The organism is Streptomyces sp. BI87, from assembly GCF_025957665.1.
Classification (GTDB): domain Bacteria; phylum Actinomycetota; class Actinomycetes; order Streptomycetales; family Streptomycetaceae; genus Streptomyces; species Streptomyces albidoflavus.
Genome location: NZ_CP110079.1, coordinates 1,964,543 through 1,990,045, shown reverse-complemented (window position 1 = coordinate 1,990,045; position 25,503 = coordinate 1,964,543). Strand labels below are relative to the sequence as shown.

The following is a 25,503-nucleotide window of genomic DNA, read 5'->3' as shown; positions in this document are numbered from 1 at the left end:
TGGCTTGTCGGGGGTTCGGGTGGGTGGGGTCATTGTCCGGCAGGTCGGGAGCCGAGAAGTGGCGGCGGCCTGTTGGCAGAGGCGACGGGTGTGCCGTCCACACCGCAGACCGCAGACCGCAGACCGCAGACCGCAGACCGCAGGCGAGCCAGCGCCTCACCGGCCGGCGGTGGCCCGATGGCCGGGGGCGCTCACGATGGGCCGGCCGGGCTGGCCGGTGTGTGGGCGGTGGGGCAATGTCTGTGTGGGGTAGCCCTTGTCGGGGGCGCGACGTTGTTTCGACTTCCGGGGCTTCCCCCCCCCCGCCCCCCCACCCCCGCCCCCTCCTCCCCTCTCCCTCCAAGCGCCCTGATGACGCTCCATCGCACGCCGCGTCCGGCGTACAGCGCCGAGGGCACTCGGCCGCTGCCATGCTGGGTCTGCCTTGCAGCAGACCCACTTGGCCGCGCTGGGCCCGCCGGGCCGCAGCCCCCCACCGAGCCACCCGCGCCGGGCCTGCCCTGCCGCTGCCCCTCGGCGCCCCGGGCAGCGCTGAGCCCGCCTTATCACCCCCGGCCCTGCCAACGCGGGTCCACCTGCCCCGCCGGTACGCGGCATCCGGTACCCGGCACCCAGCTCCGAGCGACGCCAACGTCAGCCCGGGCCGGCCCAGCCGAGCCTCCGAACGACGGCCACGCCAGACGACTCAGCCAACACCGGGCGCCTAGCCTGGCGCCGACGCCGCCAGCATTTCCTTGCCGCCCGGCCACCGCCGCGCCCCACGGCCTGCACCCAGGTCCGTCGCGCCCCGTGCCACCCGGCCTCCGTGTGACAGCATCACCTGCCGTACCTGTCCCGCCGTCCAGCCCGACCGCACCCGGCACCTCCAGGTCAGCCCAGCCCGTCCGGACCGCCGGAGCGACCGCCCCGGCAGTTCCAGCGTGCCGATCCAGGCGCTGTGCAAGCCATCGGCTGCCGCCGCAGCGCCGCACGGCGGCAGCCGCCCGGGGTTCCACCGTCACCCTGGCCCGTCCTGGCCCGGGACGACAGGGCTTGCTACCCCGCTGGGTTCGGGCCGGCGTTCGTAGCAACGGTGCCCGTGTCGACCGTCGTTTCACGGAAACCGGTCACTCCGGCGTGCCCGCTCCCTTCCTCCCCGGCCTCCGAACCGGTGGCACCGTCTCCGGACGGAACAGTTCTGGCTTCCTCGGCAGAACTGACGGCCCTGTTCTCCAAGGCGCCGGCGCCGCCCCGTGCGCTGCGAGCCCTTCCCTCGCCACCCTGGTCGTTCCCGACGCCCCGGGACTCGGGACCGGCACCCCCCGCTCCGCCCCCGTCCGAAACGGCGTCCCCAGCTCCCGCCTGCTCGGGCACCACACTCGTGGACCTGGCGTCCTCCGGTTCCAAGCCGTCGGCACCGCTGCCGTCCACCCCGGCACGTTCTGCGGCCACACTGAAGTCCTCAGCCCTCTCCGGGCCTTCCTCCCCGACGAATCCCGGAAGCCAGTCCTCCAGTTCCTCCCGGAGTCGAACTGTGGCCCCCAGCTGGCACAGCACCCCGATGGTGCTCAGGGTGACGCGGTGGATCAGGAAGTAGGACGGGGGGAGGTTGAGCTGGCGGCCCAGTTGGAGGGCGGGGGAGCGGGGGTCGGCCAGGCGGGCTGCCTGGCCGCGCATCCAGTCGCGGGTGAAGGTGAACTCGTCCACCACGGCGGGCTCGATGATCGGGCGGAGGTAGTCGAGGACCTCGGCCGGGTCCAGCTCCACCGAGTCCTTGACGAACCCCTCGGCCCTGAGCGTCGCGTACACGGTGTCCGCGCGGTCCTCCAGGGTCAGGCGCAGGGAGGTGCCGATCGTCTTTGGCAGGCCGCCGGGCAGGCGGTCGACCGTGCCGAAGTCGAGGATGCCCAGCTGCCAGCCGTCCTCGTCCTCGGCGGGGACCAGGCGGAAGTTGCCCGGGTGCGGGTCGGCGTGGAGCAGGCCCGTGCGGGCGGGACCGGAGAAGAGGAAGCGGGAGAGGAGCTGGCCCGCCCAGTCGCGCTGTTCCTCGGTGCCTTCGGCGATGACCTCGGAGAGCGGGATGCCCTCCAGCCATTCGGTGACCAGGACCTGGTCGCTCTGGTGCACCACACCGGGGACCAGCATGTAGGGGTCGTCGGCGAACTCCTCGGCGTGGATTCGCTGCGCCTCCGCCTCCAGGGCGTAGTCCAGTTCCTCCGAGACCCGGTCGCGCAACTCGGTGATCAGCGGCTTGACGTCCAGCCCCGGGACCAGTGGGCCCAGCAGGCGGGCGAAGCGGCTGAGCTGGACGAGGTCGGAGAGGAGCGCCTCGCCCGCCCCCGGGTACTGGACCTTGACCGCGACGGTGCGCCCGTCGTGCCAGACCGCGCGGTGCACCTGCCCGATGGAGGCGGCGGCGGCCGGGCGGTCGTCGAAGGAGCGGAACAGTGAGCGCCAGTCCTCGCCCATCCGTTCCCGAAGCACCGCGTGCACGGTCTCCGCGGGCAGGGGTGGCGCGGCCTCCTGGAGCTTGGTCAGGGCCGCGCGGTACGGGCCGGCGATCTCCTCGGGGAGCGCCGACTCGAAGACCGACAGGGCCTGGCCGAACTTCATGGCGCCGCCCTTCAGTTCTCCGAGGACCTTGAACAGCTGCTCGGCGGTCCGCTGCTGGAGTTCCCGGCCGACGATGTCGGCGGAGATGCCCCCGATCCTTCTGCCGAGACCCCACGTGGCCCGTCCCGCGAACCCCAGCGGCAGGGCAGCGAGCTTGGCGGTCCTGGTGACCGCCTTCCGGGGAAGATCAGACATGCGCCCCTCCAAGTCCCAGACTGCCGAGCCGCATCCGACGGTCAACGGCTCTCTGCCATTGTGGCCCGCGGAGGTCCGGCCGGTGCCGACCGCGGGGGGACCTGCCCGGCCCGGGCGGCAGGTTCGCCGGGACCGGGAGCCCGGTCCGGCGAGTTGACCGCGTCGCACGGGCACTCCGGGTGCGGGGCCAGCGGCACCGCGCGCCAGGCCGATTCGGGCAGCGCCAGCTCCCACCGGGTCTCGCCGCCCGAGGGCAGGGTGCCGTCGAGGAAGGCGAGCGCCTGCGTGGCCGCGAAACCGGCGACGGTGGTGGCCAGGGCCAGATCGCAGGCGGGGGAGGAGCGCCGGCGGGTCGCCCGCCACTGGGTGATCAGCCGCGGCCAGGCCGGGTCACGGTCCACCCGTTCCAGCGACACGCACTGGGCGCAGGCCGTCGCCCCCGGGACGACCAGGGGGCCGACCATCCCGGTCGCCTCCAGCACCCCCGCGAACAGGTGCGGGATGCCGGACGCCACGAACTGCTCCACCGCTGCCGGGTCCGGCGCGAACACCCCCAGTCCGTCCCTCGGCGCCAGCACGACGAGCGAGAGCCCGGGCTCACCGCTGCCCGCCCGCGGCCCCTTGCGGGAGCGGTGGAGCGCGCCGGGCGAGGCCTGCCGGACCACCTTGCGGGCCGCCTCGTCGCGGCGCTCGCCGACCGCCCGCACCGGCATACCTCCGGGCGCCACGTCGGCGGCGTCCACAGATCCCCCGTCCACCACGTCGACGTGGCCGACCCCCGCGCCCGAGAGCACCGCGGCCAGCGTCGCGCCCACCCGGCCCGCCCCGCGCACCTGGACCCGGGAGGCGCGCCGGGCGGCCATGCGGGCCATGGCACCGCCCGGCTCCCTGGTGGTCACGGTGAGGGAGCCGAGGTCGGGCCGGAGTCGCTCCACCACCGCCGGGCGTTCGCGCAGCGCCGCCGCCCCCGGGCCGCCACCGGTGGAGTCGTCGAGCAGGCCCGCGCGGGCCAGCCGGCCCACCAGCAGGTCGGCGTACCCCTCGGCGAAGCCCATGCGGTGGGCCTCCTCGCGCAGCAGTGGCAGGCCGCGGGTGCCGTCGAGGAGTTCCATGAAGCTGCCGGTCGCCGTGTCGATCGGGCCGAGGACCACGGCGTGGGCCGGGGTCGCCCCGAACTGGACCGTGCGCAGGTCGCGCCAGCCGCGCCGCAGGGCGGGCTTGAGGAGTGGATGGGACAGATGCACGGTTCCCCCTGGACATGGCCGGCCGGCGCCGTGTGCGCCGGTCACGGAGGACAGGATGGATCAAGAGCGGGGAAGTCTGCCCGGAGTTGTCCACAGAGGGCATGAATAGTCGTACGAATGCCTCCCTCAGGGGTGCGGATTCCGCGGGAGCGGTGGCGGGCAGCCGCGTTTCCGCTGGTTGTCCGGGTACCGTCGAGGAGTGCCAGCCGAACCCGCACGGCGCCCCCAGGCCGCGCCGACCAGCCCCGCCCGCTCCGCCGCGCCCCGTCCCCTACCGGGGGAGGTCGAGGTACGCCGCAGTGCGCGCCGCCGCCGTACGGTCTCCGCGTACCGGGAGGACGGCCGGACGGTGGTGCTGCTCCCCGCGCGGATGTCCGAGGCGGAGGAACGGCGCTGGGTCGGGCTGATGCTGGAGAAACTGGCCCGCCAGGAGAAGCGCCGCAGGCCGACCGACGAGGTGCTCGCCGAGCGGGCCGGGCGGCTCTCCGCGCAGTTCCTGGGCGGCCGGGCGCGCCCCGACTCCGTGCGCTGGGTCACCAACCAGAACACCCGCTGGGGCTCCTGCACCCCCGCCGAGGGCAGCATCCGGCTCTCGCACCGCCTCCAGGGGATGCCCGAGTACGTCGTCGACTACGTGCTCCTCCACGAGCTGGCCCACCTCCTGGTGCCCGGTCACGGCCCCCGCTTCTGGGAGCTGCTGGAGGCGTACCCGAGAACCGAGCGGGCCCGCGGCTACCTGGAGGGCGTGGCCACGACCGCACGCCTCCCGCACGCCGTCGACGGGGACGAGGAAGACCCGACCGAAGCGGACGACGAGGACGACGAGAACGACGAGGGCGGTAGCGGAGGCCGGGCCGGCGTGTAGGGGGAGTGTCCGGCCCACCACCGTTGTGTACCGGCTCTGTACCGGGCCGCCGCGTTGTCGGAGTCAGCGGTTAGCCTGGCTCGACCAGCAGCTTCGGGATGGGGGACGGACGTTTCGTATGGCCAGGGAATTCCAGCGCGGGCACAAGGCCAGGATCAGTGACCTGACGGCCGGCACGGACCTGTACGTGGGGGTGCAGATCTCAGGACCGGGGCTGAGCTTCGACATCAGCTGCTTCGGTCTCGACGCCGACGAACGCCTCTCCGACGACCGGTACTTCATCTTCTTCAACCAGCCCACGTCGCCCGAGGAGTCCCTCCAGCTGCTCGGCGCGCAGGCGGGCGACACCGAGTCGTTCCGGGTGACGCTGGAGCGGATTCCGCCGCAGATCCAGAAGCTGTCCTTCACCGCGACGCTCGACGGCGCCGGCCAGATGTCCCAGATCGGCCCGGGCTACCTGAGGATCGTGGCCGGTGGCGAGGAGGTCGCGCGGTACTCCTTCGACGGTTCGGAGTTCAGCACCGAGCGCGCCGTGATGCTCGGCGACTTCTACGTCAAGGACGTCTGGCGGTTCGCCGCCGTCGGGCAGGGCTTCGACGGCGGCCTGGAGGCGCTGCTGCGGAACTTCGGCGGCGAGGTCCTGGAGGAGGAACCGGAGGCACCCGCACCGCAGGCTCCCGAGGCCGCCCCCGCCTTCGCCCCGCCCGCCTTCGCGCCACCTCAGGCCCCTGCTCCGGCCCCTGCCCCGCAGCCCGCCCAGGCCCAGCCGCAGCAGGCCCCGCCCCCGCCCGCGCCGTCCGCGCCGCACATCCCGCAGGCCCCCGCGCCGCAGCAGACTCCCGACGGGTACGTCCCGCCGCAGGCGCCGCACGCCCCCGCGCCCCACCCGCACGCCGGCCACCAGGGGCCTCCGCCGCCGCCCCACCCCACGCCCGTGCACGCCGCCCCCACCATGGCGGCGCCCCTCGCGCCCCCGGCCCCGCAGCCCGGCGCCCAGGTTCCGCCGCCGCCTGCGCCCCCTGGCCCGTACGGACCGCCGCCCGCCCAGCACCACGGGCCCCCGCCCGGCTACGGCTACCCTCAGCCCGCCCCCGGCGGCTTCCCCGGCCAGCAGCCCCCGCCGCCCGGGCCGTACGGTCAGCCGCAGCCCGTCGCCGGGCAGGGCGGCACGCCCGGGGTGGCGGCCGCCTTCCAGAAGTACCGCGAGGTTCCGACCGGCAGCCGCTGGACGCAGCAGAACAGCCAGCTCGTCCGGGTCGACCTCGGAGCCGACGCGCAGCCCGTCCTCGCCCGCCAGGGCAGCATGGTGCTGTACCAGGGCAAGGTCGACTTCGGCTACAAGGGCGCGGGGTTCACCGGCCGCATCACCGGCAACGCCACCGGCCAGGAGCTGTCGCTGATGCGCTGCACCGGCAGCGGCCAGGTCTTCCTCGCGGAGAACGAGGCCCACCTCCACCCCGTCGAACTCCAGGGCGACGCCCTCTGCGTCAGCGCGGAGAACGTCCTCGCCTTCGACGAGACCCTGGCCTACGAGGTCCGGCGGATCGACGGCCACGGCATCCCCGGCGGCGCCCTGTTCACCATGCAGTTCCAGGGCACGGGCACCGTCGTGGTGAAGACCCGCGGCACCCCGGTGGTCCTCCCCGTCACCCCGACCACCTTCGCCGACAGCAACGCGATCGTCGCCTGGTCCGCCGCCGCCCAGGTCATCGTCTCCTCGCAGGTCCGGATGAGGCGCAACGCCTACCCGGGCCACAGCGGCGAGGGCGTGAACCTCCAGTTCCGGGGCGCTCCCGGCAACTTCATCGTCGTCCAGCCCTACGAGATCTGAGGGAGCAAGCCATGAACCAGCAGCTCGCGGGCTTCGCCCCGACGCCCGTCGCGGCCCGGATGGAGAACCACGGCCACAGCATGGTCAAGGTCGCCATGCAGAGCGGCTACGACCTGTACGCCCGCACCGGCTCCATGGTCGCCTACGAGGGCTTCGTCCAGTACGAGCCCAACCCGCCGGCCGTCCGCCAGATCGCCGGGCAGTGGATCACCGGGGAGGGCACCCCGCTGATGAAGTGCGCCGGTGACGGCCTGCTCTACCTCGCCGACTACGGCGCGGACGTCGTCGCCATCGACCTCGGCGGTGACTCCCTCTCCGTCAACGGCACCAACCTCCTCGCCTTCGACGCCCAGCTCGACTGGGGCGTGGAGCGGGTCAAGGGGCTGGCCAAGTTCGCCGGCCAGGGACTGTGGAACGTCCGCGTCGGCGGCCAGGGCTGGGTCGCGCTGACCTCGCGCGGCACGCCGATCGTCGTCGACTGCGGCCGCGGCGAGGACGAGACGTACGTTGACCCGGACGCCCTCATCGCCTGGTCGCCGCATCTGAAGGTCAAGGGGAAGCGCAGCTTCAAGGCCTCCTCGATGATCGGGCGGGGCAGCGGCGAGGCGTACCAGATGGCGTTCTCCGGTGAGGGGATCGTCGTCGTCCAGCCCAGCGAGGACAGCACCGACCGCCTCCGGGCCCGGGGCTGAGGGGGAGCCACCACCATGCAGAGTCCGCTTTTCGCCTTCACCGAGCAGCAGTCCCAGGACCGCTACACGTTGCAGAACGCGCAGATGCTGAGGGTCACCCTCACCGGCCACGACGACATCCTCGCCCGCAAGGGCGCCATGGTCGCCTACCAGGGCCTCATCGAGTTCGACGGCGAGTACCAGTCGCATCAGCAGCAGCAGGCCCGCGCCTGGACCGGGGAAGGGCTCGACCTCATGCGCTGCTCCGGCCAGGGCAGCGTCTACTTCGCCAACCTCGCCCAGTACGTCCACGTCCTCGATGTCGAGCAGGACGGCCTGACCGTCGACAGCTCCTACGTCCTCGCCATGGACTCCTCGCTCCACGCCGAGGTCCTCGCGGTGGACAGCCAGTTCGGGATCTCCGGCTCCGGCAAGTACCAGCTCAACATCACCGGCCGGGGCAAGATCGCCCTGATGACCTCAGGGCCGCCTCTGATGCTCCAGGTCACCCCGGAGAAGTACGTCAACGCCGACGCGGACGCCATCGTCGCCTGGTCGACCTCGCTGCGGGTGCAGATGCAGGCCCAGACCCACTCCTCCGGCGTCTGGCGGCGGCGCGGCACCACCGGGGAGGGCTGGGAGCTGAGCTTCCTCGGCTCCGGCTTCGCCCTGGTCCAGCCCAGCGAACTGCTGCCCCCGCAGAACGCCGCCACCGGTGGCCTCGCAGGCCAGTTCGGCATGGGCCAGCAGGGCGCCCGCGGCCAGAACCAGGGGAACGTCTGGAGCTGACGCCGCGGGGCCGCCTCCTGGCGCGGTGCGCGCGGGGAGGCGGCCCCGTCGAGGCGCCGCAGCTCAGCTCGGTGCGCCCAGCCGCTCCCGGGCGGCGTCCAGCAGCCGGACCACCGAGGCGTCGGCCACGCCCGCCACCTCGTCGTACGAGAACCAGCGCAGGTCCAGGGACTCGTCGCTGATCGCCGCCGCGGCGCCGGCCGGGGCGAGGGCGGCGTACTGGATGTCCAGGTGCCAGTTGCACGGCGCCGGGATGGCGTGGCGGTCGAGGCGGACCGGGCCGCCGGGGAGCAGCTCCAGACCGGGGATGCCGGACTCCTCGGTCGACTCGCGCAGCGCCGCCCGGGCCACCGAGGTGTCCTCGGGCTCGCAGTGGCCGCCCATCTGGAGCCACATGTTCAGCTTGCGGTGGAGGGTGAGCAGGACCTGCCCGCGGGACGGGTCGAGCACGAGGGCGCTGGCGGTGAGGTGACCGGCCTCGCACGGCTTGTACATGCCGTCGGGGTGGGCCGCCAGGTGGTCCAGGTACTGCTGGCGCAGCCCGGGCTGGTCCTCGTACCCCTTCAGGACGAGGACCGCGTCGTCGTGGAGGGTCACCGGGAGCCCTCGCCGCCTTCCTGGCCGTCGCCACCGTCGTCGGAGCCCTTTTCCCTCTTGCCGGGCTCCTCGGAGTCCTCGGGCCGCTCCTTGGAGAGGGACGGGCCGCCCGCCGCCTCGCCGAGGAGCTTGTCCAGCTCCGAGAAGTCGGCGTGCTCGCGGTGGACGAAGCCGTCCGGGTCGTCCAGGTCGTGCGCGGTCGGCAGCATGTCCGGGTGCTCCCAGAGCGCGTCGCGGCCGTCGGCGCCCCGGGCGTCGGCCAGCGAGGCCCACAGCCGCGAGGCGTCCCGCAGGCGGCGCGGGCGCAGCTCCAGGCCGATCAGCGTGGCGAAGGTCTGCTCCGCCGGGCCGCCGGAGGCGCGGCGGCGGCGCAGCGTCTCGCGCAGCGCGTCCGCCGAGGCCAGGCGCGGCTTGGCCGCCTCGTGCACCACCGCGTCGACCCAGCCCTCCACCAGCGCCAGAGCCGTCTCCAGGCGGGCCAGCGCCGCCTTCTGCTGCGGCGTGTCCTCCGGCTGGAACATGCCCTGCTGAAGAGCCTCCTGAAGCTGCTCCGGGTTGGACGGGTCGAGCTGGCTGACCGCGTCCTCCAGCTTGGCGGTGTCCACATCGATGCCGCGGGCGTACCCCTCGACCGCGCCGAACAGGTGCGAGCGCAGCCACGGCACATGGGCGAAGAGCCGCTGGTGGGCGGCCTCGCGCAGGGCCAGGTAGAGCCGGACCTCCTCCAGCGGGATGCCGAGGTCCTTGCCGAGCGCCTCGATGTTGAGCGGCAGCAGTGCGGCCTTGCCCGCCGGGCCCAGCGGCAGCCCCACGTCCGTGGAACCGACGACCTCGCCGGCGAGGGTGCCGACGGCCTGGCCCATCTGCGTGCCGAACATGGCGCCGCCCATGGAGCGCATCATGCCGAGCAGCGGGCCCGCCATCGACTTCATCTCCTCGGGCAGCACGTCGCCCATGGCCGCCCCGACCCGCTCCGCGACCGGGTCGACCAGCTCCTGCCAGACCGGCAGGGTCGCCTCGACCCACTCCGCGCGGCTCCACGCCACCGAGGTGCTGGCGCCCGAGGGCAGCGCGGTCACGCCGTCCAGCCAGTGGTCGGCCAGGCGCACCGCCTCGTCCACGGCGTGCCGCTCGGAGGCGCCGACGCTGGCGTCCTTGGTGCCGTCCGCGGTGCCCTGGGCCACCGTCTGGCGGGCGATCTGCTTGGCCATGTCCCAGTTCACCGGGCCGCCCTCGTACGAGAGCATCTGGCCGAGCTGCTGGAAGGCGGCGCCCAGGTCCGCCGGGTTCAGCGAACCGAACATCGCGGCGAACGGGTTGTCGCCGCCGCCCGGGCCGATGCCCGGCATGCCGGGCATCCCGAATCCGAGCGGGTTCGCGCCCTGGCCAGCGCCACCGCCCTGGTTGTCCTTCTTCTTGCCTTCGTCGCCGTCGTCCGGCTCCTCCGGCGGAAGGCCGAATCCGAATGGGGTGTCACTCACGGGAATCCTCGGCTGGTAGGGCCACCGGTGTCTGCCTCCGGCGGCGGCTTGCCCGACTTCACTTCCCAGCGTAGACACCACGAGCCGGTCGGGGCTCGGTGCTCCGCCGGGCACCGGGCTGCGGCAGGATGGACGCCACCTGGTACGTACGTGTCATTCGGGTACGTACTGAAGACAACCGCTGGAGACACCTGGTGAGTTCCCCAGATCCGCAGGTTCGCGCAGCGCGAAACCCGGCCGACCTCTCGTCCGAACCGACCGCGGCCGATGCGGACCGCACGCAAGTGACCGAAACGTCCGGCCCCCGCGACCCCCTCCGCGACGGCCGGAACGCGCTCGCGGGGGCCTTCGAGGCCGCCGACACGCCCGAACCCGCGAGGGAGCGCGCCGCCCGCCCGGTCCGCGGCCCGGTGGTCGCCGTCACCGGCGCCGCGAGCGGGGTCGGCGCCCTGCTGACCGAGCGGCTCGCCGCCTCCGAGGAGATCAAGCGGGTCATCGCGATCGACGAGCGGCGCGGGGAGTGCGAGGGCGCCGAGTGGCAGATCCTCGACGTCCGCGACCCGGCCCTCGCCGAGAAGCTCCGCGGCGTCGACGTCGTCGTCCACCTCGCCCTCGACCTCGACCTGGAGTCCGACCCGGCGGCCCGCACGGCGTTCAACGTCCGCGGCACCCAGACCGTGCTGACCGCCGCCCCCGCCGCCGGGGTGCACCGCGTGGTGCTCTGCACCTCCGCCATGGTCTACGGCGCGCTCCCCGACAACGAGCTGCCGCTCTCCGAGGACGCCGAGCTGCGCGCCACCGCCGAGGCGACCGGCGTCGGGGACCTCCTGGAGATCGAGCGGCTCGCCAAGCGCGCCCCACGCACCCACCCCGGGCTCAACGTCACGGTCGTACGCCCCGCCGTCCTGGTCGGCGGCGGCACGGACACCGCCCTGACCAGGTACTTCGAGTCACCCCGGCTGCTGGTCGTCGCCGATTCGCGGCCCGCCTGGCAGTTCTGCCACGTCGAGGACCTGTGCGCCGCGCTGGAGTACGCGGTGCTGGAGCGCGTCGAGGGCGACCTCGCCGTGGGGTGCGACGGCTGGCTGGAACAGGAGCAGGTCGAGGAGCTGAGCGGCATCCGGCGCATGGAGCTGCCGTCCGCCGTGGCGCTGGGCGCCGCCGCCCGCCTCCACCGGATCGGCCTCACCCCGTCCCCGGCCGGTGACCTGGCGTACACGATGTACCCCTGGGTGGTCAGCGGCAGCCGGCTGCACCACGCCGGGTGGCGGCCGAAGTGGACCAACGAGGAGGTCCTCGGGGAGCTGCTGGAGGAGGTCGCCGGGCGGCACACCCTCGCCGGGCGGCGCCTCGGCCGCAAGGACGCCACCGTCGCGGGTGCCGCGGGTGCCGCCGGAGCCACCGTGGCCCTGCTCGGCACCGCCGCCATCGTGCGCCGGGCGCGGAAGGCCCGGCGCCGGATCTGAGACCGGGACCGGGGGCGGCCGTTTGGAGGAGGCTCCAGCGCGGCACGCCCCCGGCCGGTGGGAACCACTGTTCCCGTGAGCCGTGCGGTGGGGCACGATGGCCGTATGGCATCCACCCACACCGCGCACCCGGAGCGTCCCGACCACCCCGGCGAGCGGGCCGCCGAGGACCCGATCGCGCTGCTGGCCGTCCGGGACACCCCGCTCTCGCTGGACGAGGTGTTCAAGGCGGTCGGTGAGGACGCCGCCGGCGGGACCGCCCTGTTCGTCGGCACCGTGCGCAACCACGACGGCGGCGCCGACGTGGCCCAGCTCGGCTACTCCGCCCACCCCACCGCCGAGGCGGAGCTGCGCCGCGTCGCCGAGCGGGTTGTCGCCGCCCATCCCGTGCGGGCGCTGGCCGCCGTCCACCGCACCGGCGACCTCAAGGTCGGTGAGATCGCGGTGATCGCCGCCGTCTCCTGCCCGCACCGCGCCGAGGCCTTCGAGGCCTGCCGGATGCTCATCGACGACCTCAAGCACGAGGTCCCGCTCTGGAAGCACCAGACCTTCGGCGACGGCACCGAGGAGTGGGTCGGCGCCTGCTGACCCGTTCGCCGCAACGTGCCCCGGGCGGTGTGGGCGGGCGGCCCGCCCGGACCGGCGGCGGCCCCGCCACCACTGGGCAGAATCGTTCCGGTTGCGTAACCACGCGCCGGGCCCGAGCGTTGGGCGTGCAGACCTTTGATCCGCTGATCCGCTGATCGGCCGGTTCGGCACAGCTTTGTGGAGGTACGCATGGCCGCGCTCGCCTGGCTGCTCATCCCGCTCATGGCCGCGATAGGCGCGGCCCTCTGGGGGAGCTGGGCGGCCCGCAACCCGGGCAGGAACGACGGACCGGAACTGGCGGGTTACGCGCGCTTCCGCGCCGCCATGGCGAAGTCGCACGGCGAGCCGGCCGAGCCGGACCCCGCCCTGCCCGCCCACCTCCCCGCGACGGGCGAGCAGGAGCAGGCGCACCAGCCCTCGGACGGACCGGCCCCGGCGGTGCGCTGACAGCCTGGTCCCGTACTGTCGTGCCATGCCACGCCGTACCGCGACGATGCTGACGTCCACCTTGCTGCTGATCGCGCTGCTGTGCGCGGGAGTCCTCATCAAGGTGCCGTACGCGGAGATGACGCCCGGGCCGACGGTCAACACCCTGGGCGACCACGACGGGGAGCCCGTTCTCAACATCAAGGGCCACAAGACCTACCCGACCGACGGCCACCTCAACATGACCACGGTCCGGGTCACCAGCCCCGACTACCGGATGAACCTGTTCCAGGCCGTCGCCGGCTGGATCGCCCATGACAACGTCGTCGTCCCGCACGAGACGCTCTACCCCGACGGCAAGACCGAGGAGCAGTCCACGCAGGAGAACGCCGAGGAGTTCTCCCAGTCGCAGGAGAGTGCCAAGGTCGCCGCCCTGCGCGAGCTGGACATCCCGGTCTCCACCCGGGTCGTCGTCGCCACCGTCGTCAAGGGCAACCCGGCCGAGGGCAAACTGCACGCCGGGGACGTCATCAAGAGCGTGGACGGCTCCCCGGTCCGCAAGCCCGGGGACGTCGCCGAGCTGGTGACCAAGCATCAGCCGGGCGAGCCGGTCGTCTTCACCATCGTCCCCGCCGCCGACGCGGCCGCCGCCGAGAAGGCCGGCGAGGAGCCGAGCGGTACCGAGCGCGTCACCGTCACCACCGCCCCCGCCGGCAAGAGCGGCGGCGAGGCGAAGCGGGCCATCGTCGGCATCCAGGCCGGGACCGACCACACCTTCCCGTTCACCGTCGACATCAAGCTCGCCGACGTCGGCGGCCCCAGCGCCGGGCTGATGTTCGCCCTCGGCATCGTCGACAAGCTCAGCCCCGACGACCTGACGGGCGGCAAGTTCATCGCCGGTACCGGCACCATCGACGAGGACGGCGCGGTCGGCCCCATCGGCGGCATCAGCATGAAGACCGTGGGGGCCAGGGCCAAGGGCGCCCAGTACTTCCTCACCCCCGCCGACAACTGCGCCACCGCCGCCAAGGACGTCCCCGAGGGCCTCACCCTGGTCAAGGTCGACACCATCGACGACGCGCTCGACTCGCTGGAGAAGATCCGCGAGGACCGCACCGAGGCCCTCCCGGCCTGCACCACCGGCTGACCCGCGCCGCACATGCCGAGGGCCCGCGACCGTACGCACGGTCGCGGGCCCTCGGCGGTTCCGCTGTACGGGGTTACTCGGCGAAGGTCGCCGACAGCGCCTCGGCGAGCCCCGGCACCAGGTCGGCGCCGGTCAGCACCTCGGTCGAGGCGTCCTTCTCCCGCAGCCTGAGCGCGGAGTCGCGGGTGCCGTCGCGGAGCACACCGACCGTCATCCGCACCTCCTGGCGGTCCGGGTGGGCGGCGACCCACTTGGCCAGCGCGGCGTCGTCCAGACCGTCGGGGACCTGCGCCTCGGCCGACGGCGGCAGCATCAGCCGCTCCACGGCGAGGGCGCAGCCGGCCACCGCGTCCGGCCAGGCGATGGTGGCGAGGAACTCGTCCAGGGGCTTCCCGGCCGGGATCTCCTCCTGTTCGACCGGGGTGAGGGGCGCGGCGTCGGGAACGTCCTCGCCGATGCCGAGGCGGTCGGCGAGGCCGGGCTCCTCGGAGCGCAGGCGGGCGGTGTCGACCAGGGCGAAGAGCAGGGCGGGGCGGTCCCAGCCGAGTCCGGCGACGTACTCGTCGATCTCCAGCACGGCACGGGTGAGGGGGGAGCCGGCCATCGGAGGGCCGGAGGGGGAGTGAGTGGACATGCCCAATATCCTGCCTCGTCGACCCCCGGAATCGGGAACTGAGTAAAGCTTCCGTAAGTTGCATCAGTGGGCCCTAGGATCGCGGGGCCCGATCCGATCGAGAAAAGCGATCGACAACGCGACAAAACGACGCGAAAAAACCAACCCGCGAACTTCGAGGTGCGCACCTTGGCTTTCCAGATGCCGGACCGCGGCGGAGGCCCCACGGGGCCGCGGATCAGAGTCGGCCGACCGTCCCGGCGCTCCAGGACCCTGCTCATGACGTTGGGGGTGCTGGCCGTCCTGGCCATGCTCTTCGTCATGTTCGCCGGGTTCTGGACGGACTGGCTCTGGTACAAGGCGGTCGACTACTCGTCCGTCTTCACCACCACGCTGTGGACCAAGATCGGTCTGTTCTTCGTCTTCGGACTCCTGATGGCGCTCGCGGTGGGGGTGAACATCTGGCTGGCGCACCGCCTGCGCCCGCCGCTCAGCGCCATGTCGCTGGAGCAGCAGAGCCTCGACCGCTACCGGATGAGCATCGCGCCGTACAAGAAGTGGATGCTCATCGGCGTCACCGCCGTGATCGGCCTGATCTCCGGCGCCTCGGCGGCCGGGCAGTGGCGGACCTGGCTGCTGTGGATCAACGGCGTCTCCTTCGGCGAGAAGGACCCGCAGTTCGGCAAGGACGTCGCGTTCTACGCCTTCGACCTGCCCTGGTACCGCTTCCTGCTCGGCTTCGGCTTCGCCGCCGCGGTGCTCTCGCTGATCGCCGCCGCCCTGGTCCACTACCTCTACGGCGGACTGCGCGTCACCAGCCCCGGCGCCCGGGCCACCGGCGCGGCCACCGGCCACCTCTCGGTGCTGCTCGGCCTCTTCGTCGCCCTCAAGGCGGTCGCCTACTGGCTGGACCGGTACGGCCTCGCGGTGAAGTCCAGTGACTTCAAGGCCGCGGGCAACTGGACCGGCCTGCGCTTCGTCGACGCCAACGCCTACCTGCCGGCGAAGACGATCCTCTTCTGCATCGCCGTCATCTGCGCCCTGCTCTTCTTCGCGACGCTCTGGCGCCGCACCTGGCAGCTGCCGGTGATCGGCTTCGGCCTGATGGTCCTCTCCGCCATCCTCATCGGCGGTCTCTACCCGGCCATCGTCCAGAAGTTCCAGGTCGACCCGAACGAGCAGGCCAAGGAAGCGCCGTACGTCGCGCAGAACCTCAAGGCCACCAAGAAGGCCTACGGGATCGACGACGCCCAGGTCACCGAGTACTCGGGCAAGGCCCAGACCGAGGACCGCACCCAGCTGCGCGGCGAGGTCGCCAAGGCGGCCAGCATCCGCCTCCTCGACCCGAACATCGTCTCGCCCACCTTCCAGCAGCTTCAGCAGATGAAGGGGTACTACGCCTTCCCGCAGAACCTGGACGTGGACCGCTACAAGGACGCCGACGGCAACTCCCGCGACACCGTGATCGGTCTGCGCGAGCTGAACCTCAACGGCATCCCGAAGAACAACTGGATCAACGACCACTTCCGCTACACCCACGGGTTCGGCGTGGTCGCCGCCGAGGGCACCACGGCCGACAGCGAGGGCCGCCCGGTCTTCACCGAGTCGGACCTGCCCTCGAAGGGCGACCTCGTCAAGGGCAAGTACGAGCAGCGGATCTACTACGGCGAGCGCACCGAGCAGTACTCGATCGTCGGCGGTCCCCAGAAGGAGATCGACTACTCCGACGACGACGGCGAGAAGACGACCAGCTTCTCCGGCAAGGGCGGGGTCGACCTCTCCAACCCGGTCAACCGCGCTGCCTACGCCGTCGCCTTCGGCGAGCCGCAGATCCTCTACTCGGGAGCGATCGGCGAGGGCTCGCAGGTCCTCTACAACCGCACCCCGAAGGACCGCGTCGAGGCGGTCGCCCCGTGGCTGACCATCGACGGCGACGCCTACCCGGCCGTGGTCGACGGCAAGATCCAGTGGATCGTCGACGCGTACACGACGAGCAACGGCTACCCGTACTCCTCGCGCACCACCCTCGGCGACACCACGGCGGACTCGCTCACCGCGGAGAACCAGCAGCGGGCGGTGGTGGCCCAGGAGAACCAGGTCAACTACATCCGCAACTCCGTCAAGGCCACCGTCGACGCCTACGACGGCACGGTCAAGCTCTACGAGTGGGACACCAAGGACCCGGTCCTCAAGACCTGGATGAAGTCCTTCCCCGGCACGGTCGAGCCCCGTGGCGAGATCTCCGACGAGCTGATGGACCACCTGCGGTACCCGCAGGACCTCTTCAAGGTCCAGCGTGAACTGCTCACCCGCTACCACGTGGACAACGCCAACACCTTCCTCTCCGGCAGCCAGGTCTGGCAGGTTCCGGACGACCCGACCAACAAGTCGGGCGAGTCCGTCCCCGCGTACTACCTCAGCATGCGGATGCCGGACCAGGAGCAGCAGGCGTTCTCGCTGACCACGACGTTCACGCCCAACAACCGCGACAACCTGAGCGCCTTCATGGCGGTCAACGCGGAGGCGGACGCGGACGACTACGGGAAGATCAGAGTCCTGAAACTCCCGGCCAGCACCACGGTCAGCGGCCCCAAGCAGGTGCAGAGCCAGTTCAACTCCGAACAGGACATCGCCGAGTCGATCCGCCTGCTGCGCGGCGGCGACTCCGAGGTCGAGTACGGAAACCTGCTGACGGTGCCCCTCGACGGCGGCCTGCTCTACGTGGAGCCGGTCTACGTCCGAGGCGGCGGCCTCAAGTACCCGCTGCTCCGCAAGGTCCTCGTCACCTACGGTGGCGCCACCGCCTTCGAGGACACCCTCGGTGAGGCGCTGGACAAGATCTTCGGAGCCGAGGGCGCCGAGCAGCCGCCGGGCGAGCAGCCCGAGGAGCCGACCGACCCGCCGACCGGCGGCAACGCGGTGGAGGACGCCCTGAAGGACGCCCAGAAGGCGTACGACGAGGGGCAGACCGCGCTGAAGGAAGGCGACTGGGAGGCCTACGGCAAGGCCCAGGCCGAGCTGGAGAAGGCACTGGAGGCCATGGAGAAGGCCGCGGCCGAGGCGGGCAGCGGCAAGAACGCCGACAAGGACCCGGCGGAATCCGCCGGGTCCGAGGACGCCCGCAAGGAAGAGCAGGACGGGAGCGGCGACAAGGAAGACGGCAAGAAGCCGGCCGAACAGGCGGCCGACCGGAGCTGACCGGCCCCACCCCGCGCCGTGGTACGGTTGACACACAACGGCGCGGGGTGGAGCAGCTCGGTAGCTCGCTGGGCTCATAACCCAGAGGTCGCAGGTTCAAATCCTGTCCCCGCTACTGAAGGGCGAAGGCCCGGATTCCTCATCGGAATCCGGGCCTTCGTCGTGCCCGGACCCCTCGCGGACCGCCCCCGCGCGCCGCCGCTCCACTCCTGCGGAGGCTTCTCCCCCAACCCTCCACAGCCATGACACGCCATCGGCTCCCGGTGTGCCCTGCGTCACTGTACGAAAGGTACGAAGGTGCCCGACGTCAAAGGGCGTTGGCGGGGTAGGCGGACGGTGACGCCATGGGGGCGGGATGTGTTTGACTTGTCTCCCTGTGGGCATGTCGACAAAACGCCGAAGTGACCTTCTGGCATCGGGATACCCGATGTACCAAGGTTGCGGATGGTGCAACGATGGACGTTATGGGGGACAAGGCGACTCTGTTGAACATGGGCCGGTTTGTGGAGCCGGCCGACCGGGAGGACACCGACACCGGTACGGCCGAGGACGAGGTGCGCCGACTCGGCGTGGCGGGCGCGGGCGACGCCGCCTCGATGAGCGTGATCGGCGCCGAACTGCTGCGCCGGGGGGATCTCGACGGCGCCGAACCGCTGCTGCGCGGCGCCACCGCCGAGGGTGACCGCGCCGCCGCCAACAACCTGGGCGTCCTCCTCCACCAGCGGGGCTACGCCGAAGAGGCCGCCGGGTGGTGGAAGGTGGCCGCCGTCGCCGGGTCCGCCGCCGCCGCCCACGCCCTCGGCCGCCACCACCGCGAGCGCGGGGACGAGCCCGCCGCCGAGTACTGGCTGCGCCAGTCCGCCGAGCAGGGCCACGCGCTCGGCGCCTACGCCCTCGCCGACCTGCTGGAGCACCGCCGCGAGGAGGGTGCCGAGCGGTGGATGCGGGCCGCCGCCGAACGGGGCCACCGCGAGGCCGCGCACCGGCTCGCCCGCATCCTCGACGAGCGCGGCCGCACCAGCGAGGACGCCGCGCACGAGGCCGAGCAGTGGTACCGCCAGGCCGCCGCGCGCGGCCACCGGCGTGCCGCGCTGCGGCTCGGCACCATCCTGGAGGGCCGCGGCAAGCTGAAGGAGGCCGGCCGCTGGTACCTCACCTCCGCCAAGGAGGGCGAGCCGGAGGCCGCCTGCGCGCTGGGCTTCCTGCTGCGCGACGCCGGGGACGAGGAGAACGCCGCCGTGTGGTGGCTCAAGGCCGCCAAGGAGGGCGACGGGAACGCCGCCAACGCGCTCGGCGCGCTCCACGCCGAGCGCGGCGAGACCCAGACCGCCGAGCGCTGGTACCGCGCGGCCCTGGAGGCGGGGGACGTCAACGGCGCCTACAACCTCGGCCTGCTGTGCGCCGCCCAGAACCGCACCGCCCAGGCCGACCAGTGGTACCGCCGCGCCGCCTACGCGGGCCACCGCGAGGCCGCCAACGCCCTCGCCGTCCTCCTCCTCCAGGAGAACGACGCGGACGGCGCCGAGCCCTGGTTCTCCAAGGCCGCCGAACTCGGCAGCGTCGACGCCGCGTTCAACCTCGGCATCCTGCACGCCGGGCGCGGCGACCAGCGCGGCGCCCAGCGGTGGTACGAGCGGGCCGCCGCGGCCGGGCACACCGAGGCCGCCTTCCAGGCCGGGATCGCCCTGCTCCGCGCCGGCGACGAGCGCGGCGCCGAGCGCCACCTGCGGTGCGCGGCCGGCGGCGGCAGCGCCGACGGCGCCTACTACCTCGCCTCCCTGCTCGACGCCCGCACCCCGCCCGGGGAGCAGCCCGCGCTCGGAGAGCCGGTCCTGGAGCGGACCGAGAGCGAGGAGTGGTACGAGCGTGCTGCGCACCTGGGGCACCGGCGTGCGCAGGTCCGTATCGGCATGATCGCCGCGACGCGCGGGGACGTGGTGTCCGCCGCTCGGTGGTACCGGGCGGCGGCCGAGGCCGGTAGCCGGAACGGGGCCTTCAATCTCGGGCTGCTGCTCGCCCGGGAGGGGAGCGAGCCCGAGGCCGCCGTCTGGTGGGAGCAGGCTGCCGATGCCGGGCACGGGCGGTCGGCGTTGCGGCTCGCGCTGCTGCACGCGCGGCGGGGGGAGCTGGCCGAGTCCGACCGGTGGTGTGGGCGGGCTGTTGAGCTGGGGCCCGCCGAGGTGGCTGCCCGGGCCGGGCGGTTGCGGGATCAGCTTCAGCAGGAGCTCACGGCCTGACGGCCGTTTGGGCAGGGGGCTTGGCTGGGCGCTTCCCGGCGCCGGGGTGGGGGCCTCGAACGCCGGCCGGGCCGGGATTCGGGGGTGCTCGGCGTCTTCGGGCGCCGGTCACCGATGGCCTCAAGCGCCGGCCGGGCTTGAAAGGTGGCCTCAAACGCCGGCCTGGCTGGTTCTGTCGGGGCACGGCCTCGGGCGGTGGCGGGCTGTGGTGTGGGCCCGGGAAGGGATTTGCGCTGGTAGGCGTGGGCGCGTAAGGTCGAGTGAGTCGACGCGGGGTGGAGCAGCTCGGTAGCTCGCTGGGCTCATAACCCAGAGGTCGCAGGTTCAAATCCTGTCCCCGCTACTGAAGGGCGAAGGCCCGGATTCTCTTCTGGAGAGTCCGGGCCTTCGTCGTGTTCGGAGGTGGCGGAACCCCGGCGGCCTGGAGGACGCGTCCGGGGTCCGGGTGGGGTCAGGCGGCGGCGCAGTGGGGGCACAGGCCGCGGTAGGTGACCTCGACCTCGGAGACGGAGAAGCCGAAGCGCTCCTGGGCCGGGAGGTCCGCCAGCGGGTTCCCGGTGGGGTGGACGTCGCGGATGGCGCCGCACCGCGCGCAGACCAGGTGGTGGTGGGGGCGGTGGGCGTTCGGGTCGTACCGCTTGGCGCGGCCGTCCGTGGCCACCTCGATGACCTCGCCGAGCGTCACCATCTCGCCGAGCGTGTTGTAGACCGTCGCCCGCGAGATCTCCGGGAGTTTCGCGATGGCTGCTGCGTGCACCTCGTCAGCGGTCAGGTGCACGTGGTCCCCGTCGAGGACCTCGGCCACGACGCGCCGCTGGGCGGTCATCCGCCAGCCGCGTCCGCGAAGTCGTTCCAGCAGGTCACTCATGGAAGCCAGCCTAACAGGGAGGGGACCCAGTCCCGAACCGATGTGACTTTGGATGATCACTTGACTTAGACATTGTCCATTGTAGGATCGGCTACGGCATTCGCCAAGGGACAGGTTTGTGCAGGATTCACCGCAGGAGGCGCACGTGACGCAGGGACCGCTCACGACCGAGGCCGGAGCCCCGGTCGCCGACAACCAGAACAGCGAGACGGCGGGCGTCGGAGGTCCGGTCCTGGTCCAGGACCAGCTGCTGCTCGAGAAGCTCGCCCACTTCAACCGGGAGCGCATCCCGGAGCGCGTGGTGCACGCCCGCGGCGCCGGCGCGTACGGCACCTTCACGGTGACCGCCGACGTCACGCAGTGGACGCGCGCCAAGTTCCTCTCCGAGGTCGGCAAGCAGACCGAGACCTTCCTGCGCTTCTCGACGGTGGCGGGCAACCTCGGCGCGGCCGACGCCGTCCGTGACCCGCGCGGCTTCGCGCTGAAGTTCTACACCGAGGACGGCAACTACGACCTCGTCGGGAACAACACCCCGGTGTTCTTCATCAAGGACGCCATCAAGTTCCCGGACTTCATCCACACCCAGAAGCGCGACCCGTACACCGGCTCCCAGGAGGCGGACAACGTCTGGGACTTCTGGGGACTCAGCCCCGAATCCACCCACCAGGTGACCTGGCTCTTCGGCGACCGCGGCATCCCCGCCTCGTACCGCCACATGAACGGCTACGGCTCGCACACCTACCAGTGGAACAACGAGGCCGGCGAGGTCTTCTGGGTCAAGTACCACTTCAAGACCGACCAGGGCATCAAGAACCTCACCACCTCCGAGGCGGCCGAGACCTCCGGGCTCGACCCCGACAGCCACCAGCGCGACCTGCGCGAGGCCATCGAGCGCGGTGACTTCCCGTCCTGGACCGTGCAGGTGCAGATCATGCCGGCGGCGGACGCGGCGAACTACCGCTTCAACCCGTTCGACCTCACCAAGGTGTGGCCGCACGAGGACTACCCGCCGATCGAGATCGGCAAGCTGGAGCTCAACCGCAACCCGGAGAACATCTTCGCCGAGGTCGAGCAGTCCATCTTCAGCCCCGCGCACTTCGTGCCGGGCATCGGCCCCTCGCCCGACAAGATGCTCCAGGGCCGCCTCTTCTCGTACGGCGACGCGCACCGCTACCGCGTCGGCATCAACGCCGACCACCTGCCGGTCAACCGCCCGCACGCCACCGAGGCGCGCACCAACTCCCGTGACGGCTACCTCTACGACGGCCGCCACAAGGGTGCGAAGAACTACGAGCCCAACAGCTTCGGCGGCCCCGCCGAGACCGGCCGGGCGCTCTGGCAGCCGCTGCCCGTCAGCGGCGAGACCGGTGACACCGAGGCGCCCAGCCACGCCGAGGACAACGACTTCGTGCAGGCCGGCAACCTCTACCGGCTGATGTCCGAGGACGAGAAGACCCGCCTGATCGAGAACCTCTCGCAGAACATCGCCGGTGTCTCGCGCGACGACATCGCCGAGCGGGCCATCAACAACTTCCGCCAGGCGGACGCGGACTTCGGCAAGCGGCTGGAGGCCGCGGTCCAGGCCCTGCGCGGCTGACGGACGCTTGTCGCAGGCGGCGGGCCGGAACCCTCGGGGTTCCGGCCCGCCGTGCTGTGCCGTGTAGTGCTGTGCCGTGCCGTGCGTGCTCAGTAGCGCTGGTTCAGGTATCCGAGCAGTTCGTCGTGGAGCAGGCCGTTGGAGGCGGCCGCGTTCTCGCCCGAGGGGCCCGGGGCGCCCTCCAGCGAGGTGAAGGTACCGCCCGCCTCCTCCACGATGACCGCGTTGGCCGCCATGTCCCACAGCGACAGCTCCGGTTCCGCGCAGATGTCCACGCTGCCCTCGGCGACCATCATGTACGGCCAGAAGTCGCCGTAGCCCCGGGTGCGCCAGCAGGTGCGCGTCAGGTCGAGGAAGCCGTCCAGGCGGCCCTGCGCCTCCCAGCCGGAGAGCGAGGAGTAGGCGAACGAGGCGTTCTCCACCCGGTCCACCGCCGACACCTTCAGGCGGCTCGCCGAGGTGAGGCTCCGCCCGGTGTACGCGCCCGCGCCCTTCGCCGCCCACCAGCGGCGGCCCAGCGCCGGAGCCGACACCAGCCCGACCACCGGCCGGAAACCGCCGCCCTGCGGGTCGGCCTCCATCAGCGAGATCAGCGTCGCCCAGACCGGCACCCCGCGGACGTAGTTCTTCGTCCCGTCGATCGGGTCGATCACCCAGCGGCGCGGACCCGTGCCCTCCACGCCGTACTCCTCACCGAGGATCGCGTCGCGCGGCCTGGCCCGGGCGAGGTGACCGCGGATCAGCTCCTCGGCCGCCTTGTCGGCCTCCGTCACGGGAGTGAGGTCCGGCTTGGTCTCCACCTTCAGGTCGAGGGCCTTGAACCGCTCCATCGTGGTCGCGTCGGCGGCGTCCGCAAGCACATGGGCGAGACGCAGATCATCGTGATAGTCGGCCATGGGCGAAACAGTATCGATCTCCGGCCGCGCCGGGCCATCCGGTCACCGGCGGGCGCGGCGCCCGCACCTCGCCCGCACACTCCCTTGACACGACCCGCGCCCGCGCCAGACTTCCCCGCACGACCGTGCCGGGGAGGCCACCGTGTCGGAAGTCCGCGCAGCCCTGCTGATCGCCGCCGAGGCCCACCTGGCCCGTCGCGCGTGGAGCGCGGTGCGGATGGGCGAGGTCGCGGCCTCGGCCGGGGTCTCCCGGCAGACGCTCTACAACGAGTTCGGCAGCAAGGAAGGGCTCGCCCGCGCGCTGGCCCGGCAGGCGGCCGACGGTTACCTCGCCGGGATCGAACGCACCCTGGCCCGCCCCGCCGCCGACCCCCGCGAGCGGCTGCGCGCCGCCGCCGACTGGACCGTGGCCGCCGCCCGCCCCGGCACCCTGCTGCGCTCCCTGCTGACCGGCTGCTGGGGCGACCCGCTGCCCGCCCCGCGCCCGGCCCGGACCACCGCCACCGCCCCCGCCCAGCGCCGCGCCGAACTCCCGCTGCCCGGACCCGGCGACCTCCTGGCCGCCGCCCGGGACCGCGCCGTGGCCGTGCTCAACGAATCGGCGCCGCCCCGGACCGACCCGCGCGAACTGGCCCGCGAGTGCGAATGCGTGCTGCGCCTGGCCCTCTCCCGGATCGTGGCGCCGCCGGTGGCGGAGGGTGCGGGGGTGGGGCGGCGGCGGGGGAAGGTCACTGGGCCGAGCCCGAGAGCTGGAGGCCGATGACGCCGCAGATGACCAGGGTGATCGAGACGATCTTCAGGACCGAGACCACGTCGCCGAGGAAGATCATGCCGTAGGTGGCGGTGCCGGCGGCGCCGATGCCGGTCCACACCGCGTAGGCCGGGCCCACGTCCAGGCGCTTGAGGGCCAGGGTCAGCAGGCCGAAGCTGCCGAGGGCGAACGCGGCGAAGGCGATCGTCGGCCACAGCCGGGTGAACCCGTGCGACAGCTTGAGGCAGACGGCGAAACCCGTCTCCAGCAGTCCCGCGACGACGACCAGCAGCCATGCCATGAATGAGCCCTTCCGCCCGCCGAAACGATCCCGCGCGCACCTTGTACGGCTTCGGGCGATTATGCCCGTGCCGTCCGGTGCGTCAGGCGACCCGGCCCGGCTCGTCGCGCCGCAGGTCGCGCCCGGGTCAGTCGCCCTCGCGCCGCTCCCGGGTCGCCAGCAGCCGCCGCAGCGAGTGGAGGCGGGCCGGGTCGGCGTGGCCGTCGGCCACCCACTGGTCGAGCGCGCACTCCGGCTCGTCGTGGCTGCAGCCGCGCGGGCACTCCTCCGTCCCCGGCTCCAGGTCGGGGAAGGCGTGGATCACGCGGGAGGGCTCGACGTGGTGCAGCCCGAACGAGCGCACACCCGGCGTGTCGATCACCCAGCTGCCGGGGGCGGTGTCGGCCAGCGGCAGCGCCAGCGCCGAGACCGTGGTGTGCCGGCCGCGGCCGGTCACCGCGTTGACGTGGCCGGTGACCCGCCGCTGCTCCTCGGGGACCAGCGCGTTCACCAGCGTCGTCTTGCCGACACCCGAGTGGCCCACGAAGGCGGTGACATGGCCGTCCAGCAGCTCCCGGACCCGCTCCACCGCCGAACCGTCCTCCAGCTCCTCCCGGCTGGTCACCACGTACGGCACGCCCAGCGCCCGGTAGGTGTCCAGCAGGGAGTCGGGGGAGGCCAGGTCCGACTTGGTCAGCACCAGGACCGGCTCCAGGCCGCCGTCGTACGCGGCGACCAGGCAGCGGTCGATCATCCGGGGCCGCGGCTCCGGATCGGCCAGCGCCGTGACGATCGCCAGCCGGTCGGCGTTGGCGACGACCACCCGCTCGTACGGGTCGTCGTCGTCGGCCGTGCGGCGCAGCACCGAGGCGCGCTCCTCGATCCGCACGATGCGCGCCAGGGTGTCCTTCTGCCCGGAGAGATCCCCGACCAGCGCGACCCGGTCGCCCACCACCGCCGCCTTGCGGCCCAGTTCGCGGGCCTTCATCGCGGTCACCGTGCGGCCCTCGACCAGGCAGGTGATCCGGCCCCGGTCCACGGTGAGCACCATGCCCTCGGCGGCGTCCTCGTGCTTGGGGCGGGTGTGGGTACGGGGGCGGCTGCCCCGGCGGCTGGGGCGGACGCGGATGTCGTCCTCGTCGGGGTTCTTTCCGTAACGGCGCATCGTTCA

Annotated in this window: 20 protein-coding genes, 2 tRNA genes and 1 pseudogene; 14 read left to right on the top strand and 9 right to left on the bottom strand. The window is 72.6% G+C overall.

Features of this window, described 5'->3' with window-relative positions; translation table 11 throughout:
- Window positions 1-1,440: 1,440 nt before the first annotated feature.
- Window positions 1,441-2,787 (bottom strand): annotated as a pseudogene (locus tag OIM89_RS08545) (ABC1 kinase family protein); the annotation flags it as partial.
- A 41-nt stretch (window positions 2,788-2,828) separates the two neighbouring features.
- Window positions 2,829-4,031 (bottom strand): ThiF family adenylyltransferase, encoded by a 1,203-nt coding sequence (locus OIM89_RS08540; RefSeq protein ID WP_226964389.1) that lies wholly within the window; start codon window positions 4,029-4,031, stop codon window positions 2,829-2,831.
- 199 nt (window positions 4,032-4,230) lie between these two features.
- Here OIM89_RS08540 and OIM89_RS08535 point away from each other — a divergent pair, with 199 nt between their 5' ends.
- The 4 genes from OIM89_RS08535 to OIM89_RS08520 all read left to right on the top strand — a co-directional run bounded on the left by OIM89_RS08535 (window position 4,231) and on the right by OIM89_RS08520 (window position 8,187).
- Window positions 4,231-4,896: a M48 family metallopeptidase gene (locus OIM89_RS08535; protein ID WP_226964390.1), complete on the top strand. Its 666-nt coding sequence runs from the start codon at window positions 4,231-4,233 to the stop codon at window positions 4,894-4,896.
- Window positions 4,897-5,014: 118 nt separating this feature from the next.
- Window positions 5,015-6,727 (top strand): TerD family protein, encoded by a 1,713-nt coding sequence (locus OIM89_RS08530; protein ID WP_226964391.1) that lies wholly within the window; start codon window positions 5,015-5,017, stop codon window positions 6,725-6,727.
- An 11-nt stretch (window positions 6,728-6,738) separates the two neighbouring features.
- A complete protein-coding gene (locus OIM89_RS08525; RefSeq protein ID WP_047467341.1) occupies window positions 6,739-7,419 on the top strand; it encodes an AIM24 family protein in 681 nt (226 codons plus the stop codon).
- A gap of 15 nt (window positions 7,420-7,434) precedes the next feature.
- Window positions 7,435-8,187 carry an AIM24 family protein gene (locus tag OIM89_RS08520; RefSeq protein WP_030695699.1) on the top strand — a complete coding sequence of 251 codons (753 nt, stop codon included), beginning with the start codon at window positions 7,435-7,437 and terminating at the stop codon, window positions 8,185-8,187.
- Window positions 8,188-8,250: 63 nt separating this feature from the next.
- Here OIM89_RS08520 and OIM89_RS08515 read toward each other — a convergent pair whose 3' ends face one another.
- Window positions 8,251-8,784 (bottom strand): NUDIX hydrolase, encoded by a 534-nt coding sequence (locus OIM89_RS08515; RefSeq protein ID WP_047467338.1) that lies wholly within the window; start codon window positions 8,782-8,784, stop codon window positions 8,251-8,253.
- On the bottom strand, window positions 8,781-10,265 hold the full coding sequence (locus tag OIM89_RS08510; RefSeq protein ID WP_030695697.1) for a zinc-dependent metalloprotease: 1,485 nt from the start codon (window positions 10,263-10,265) through the stop codon (window positions 8,781-8,783). The genes OIM89_RS08515 and OIM89_RS08510 overlap by 4 nt, the downstream gene beginning before the upstream one ends.
- 194 nt (window positions 10,266-10,459) lie before the next feature.
- Here OIM89_RS08510 and OIM89_RS08505 point away from each other — a divergent pair, with 194 nt between their 5' ends.
- The 4 genes from OIM89_RS08505 to OIM89_RS08490 all read left to right on the top strand — a co-directional run bounded on the left by OIM89_RS08505 (window position 10,460) and on the right by OIM89_RS08490 (window position 13,892).
- A complete protein-coding gene (locus tag OIM89_RS08505; RefSeq protein WP_030695696.1) occupies window positions 10,460-11,731 on the top strand; it encodes an SDR family oxidoreductase in 1,272 nt (423 codons plus the stop codon).
- A gap of 105 nt (window positions 11,732-11,836) precedes the next feature.
- Complete coding sequence (locus OIM89_RS08500) at window positions 11,837-12,319, top strand: molybdenum cofactor biosynthesis protein MoaE (RefSeq protein ID WP_030695695.1); 483 nt, start codon at window positions 11,837-11,839, stop codon at window positions 12,317-12,319.
- Between the two features lie 189 nt (window positions 12,320-12,508).
- The gene (locus tag OIM89_RS08495; RefSeq protein ID WP_030695694.1) at window positions 12,509-12,766 is read left to right on the top strand and encodes a hypothetical protein; all 258 of its coding nucleotides are present in this window, start codon (window positions 12,509-12,511) and stop codon (window positions 12,764-12,766) included.
- A 25-nt stretch (window positions 12,767-12,791) separates the two neighbouring features.
- Window positions 12,792-13,892, top strand: coding sequence for a PDZ domain-containing protein (locus OIM89_RS08490; RefSeq protein ID WP_030695693.1), 1,101 nt, complete (start codon window positions 12,792-12,794; stop codon window positions 13,890-13,892).
- A 73-nt stretch (window positions 13,893-13,965) separates the two neighbouring features.
- Here OIM89_RS08490 and OIM89_RS08485 read toward each other — a convergent pair whose 3' ends face one another.
- On the bottom strand, window positions 13,966-14,526 hold the full coding sequence (locus OIM89_RS08485; RefSeq protein ID WP_030695692.1) for a PPA1309 family protein: 561 nt from the start codon (window positions 14,524-14,526) through the stop codon (window positions 13,966-13,968).
- Between the two features lie 180 nt (window positions 14,527-14,706).
- Between OIM89_RS08485 and OIM89_RS08480 the strand changes: the two genes are divergently transcribed.
- From OIM89_RS08480 to OIM89_RS08465, 4 genes are all read left to right on the top strand, one after another.
- Complete coding sequence (locus OIM89_RS08480) at window positions 14,707-17,703, top strand: UPF0182 family protein (RefSeq protein WP_175457363.1); 2,997 nt, start codon at window positions 14,707-14,709, stop codon at window positions 17,701-17,703.
- 41 nt (window positions 17,704-17,744) lie between these two features.
- Window positions 17,745-17,818 (top strand) — tRNA-Met (locus OIM89_RS08475).
- 340 nt (window positions 17,819-18,158) lie between these two features.
- Window positions 18,159-19,940, top strand: coding sequence for a tetratricopeptide repeat protein (locus OIM89_RS08470; RefSeq protein ID WP_030695690.1), 1,782 nt, complete (start codon window positions 18,159-18,161; stop codon window positions 19,938-19,940).
- A gap of 269 nt (window positions 19,941-20,209) precedes the next feature.
- A tRNA-Met gene (locus OIM89_RS08465) sits at window positions 20,210-20,283 on the top strand.
- A 108-nt stretch (window positions 20,284-20,391) separates the two neighbouring features.
- On the opposite strand, the gene OIM89_RS08460 is transcribed toward OIM89_RS08465, so the two are convergent.
- Window positions 20,392-20,808: a Fur family transcriptional regulator gene (locus OIM89_RS08460; RefSeq protein ID WP_030695689.1), complete on the bottom strand. Its 417-nt coding sequence runs from the start codon at window positions 20,806-20,808 to the stop codon at window positions 20,392-20,394.
- A 145-nt stretch (window positions 20,809-20,953) separates the two neighbouring features.
- On the opposite strand from OIM89_RS08460, the gene OIM89_RS08455 reads away from it, so the two are divergent.
- Window positions 20,954-22,405 (top strand): catalase, encoded by a 1,452-nt coding sequence (locus OIM89_RS08455; protein WP_030695688.1) that lies wholly within the window; start codon window positions 20,954-20,956, stop codon window positions 22,403-22,405.
- Window positions 22,406-22,494: 89 nt separating this feature from the next.
- Here the strand turns inward: OIM89_RS08455 and hisN are convergent, their stop codons facing one another.
- Window positions 22,495-23,301 (bottom strand): histidinol-phosphatase, encoded by an 807-nt coding sequence (gene hisN / locus OIM89_RS08450; protein WP_003950750.1) that lies wholly within the window; start codon window positions 23,299-23,301, stop codon window positions 22,495-22,497.
- 142 nt (window positions 23,302-23,443) lie between these two features.
- On the opposite strand from hisN, the gene OIM89_RS08445 reads away from it, so the two are divergent.
- The gene (locus tag OIM89_RS08445; RefSeq protein WP_030695687.1) at window positions 23,444-24,064 is read left to right on the top strand and encodes a TetR/AcrR family transcriptional regulator; all 621 of its coding nucleotides are present in this window, start codon (window positions 23,444-23,446) and stop codon (window positions 24,062-24,064) included.
- On the opposite strand, the gene OIM89_RS08440 is transcribed toward OIM89_RS08445, so the two are convergent.
- Together OIM89_RS08440 and rsgA are read right to left on the bottom strand one after the other, a co-directional pair.
- On the bottom strand, window positions 24,030-24,353 hold the full coding sequence (locus OIM89_RS08440; protein WP_003950752.1) for a DMT family transporter: 324 nt from the start codon (window positions 24,351-24,353) through the stop codon (window positions 24,030-24,032). The two genes, OIM89_RS08445 and OIM89_RS08440, sit on opposite strands and share 35 nt — an antisense overlap.
- Window positions 24,354-24,480: 127 nt before the next feature.
- A complete protein-coding gene (gene rsgA, locus OIM89_RS08435) occupies window positions 24,481-25,497 on the bottom strand; it encodes a ribosome small subunit-dependent GTPase A (protein ID WP_195730386.1) in 1,017 nt (338 codons plus the stop codon).
- Window positions 25,498-25,503 lie beyond the last annotated feature (6 nt).

What these genes read in the sequence shown, in the direction of transcription:
- rsgA (WP_195730386.1), bottom strand. Translation starts at nt 25,497, where the DNA reads ATGCGCCGTTACGGAAAGAACCCCGACGAGGACGACATCCGCGTCCGC.
- OIM89_RS08500 (WP_030695695.1), top strand. Translation starts at nt 11,837, where the DNA reads ATGGCATCCACCCACACCGCGCACCCGGAGCGTCCCGACCACCCCGGC.
- OIM89_RS08485 (WP_030695692.1), bottom strand. Translation starts at nt 14,526, where the DNA reads ATGTCCACTCACTCCCCCTCCGGCCCTCCGATGGCCGGCTCCCCCCTC.
- OIM89_RS08530 (WP_226964391.1), top strand. Translation starts at nt 5,015, where the DNA reads ATGGCCAGGGAATTCCAGCGCGGGCACAAGGCCAGGATCAGTGACCTG.
- OIM89_RS08440 (WP_003950752.1), bottom strand. Translation starts at nt 24,353, where the DNA reads ATGGCATGGCTGCTGGTCGTCGTCGCGGGACTGCTGGAGACGGGTTTC.
- OIM89_RS08460 (WP_030695689.1), bottom strand. Translation starts at nt 20,808, where the DNA reads ATGAGTGACCTGCTGGAACGACTTCGCGGACGCGGCTGGCGGATGACC.
- OIM89_RS08470 (WP_030695690.1), top strand. Translation starts at nt 18,159, where the DNA reads ATGGACGTTATGGGGGACAAGGCGACTCTGTTGAACATGGGCCGGTTT.
- hisN (WP_003950750.1), bottom strand. Translation starts at nt 23,301, where the DNA reads ATGGCCGACTATCACGATGATCTGCGTCTCGCCCATGTGCTTGCGGAC.
- OIM89_RS08495 (WP_030695694.1), top strand. Translation starts at nt 12,509, where the DNA reads ATGGCCGCGCTCGCCTGGCTGCTCATCCCGCTCATGGCCGCGATAGGC.
- OIM89_RS08525 (WP_047467341.1), top strand. Translation starts at nt 6,739, where the DNA reads ATGAACCAGCAGCTCGCGGGCTTCGCCCCGACGCCCGTCGCGGCCCGG.
- OIM89_RS08520 (WP_030695699.1), top strand. Translation starts at nt 7,435, where the DNA reads ATGCAGAGTCCGCTTTTCGCCTTCACCGAGCAGCAGTCCCAGGACCGC.
- OIM89_RS08480 (WP_175457363.1), top strand. Translation starts at nt 14,707, where the DNA reads ATGCCGGACCGCGGCGGAGGCCCCACGGGGCCGCGGATCAGAGTCGGC.
- OIM89_RS08490 (WP_030695693.1), top strand. Translation starts at nt 12,792, where the DNA reads ATGCCACGCCGTACCGCGACGATGCTGACGTCCACCTTGCTGCTGATC.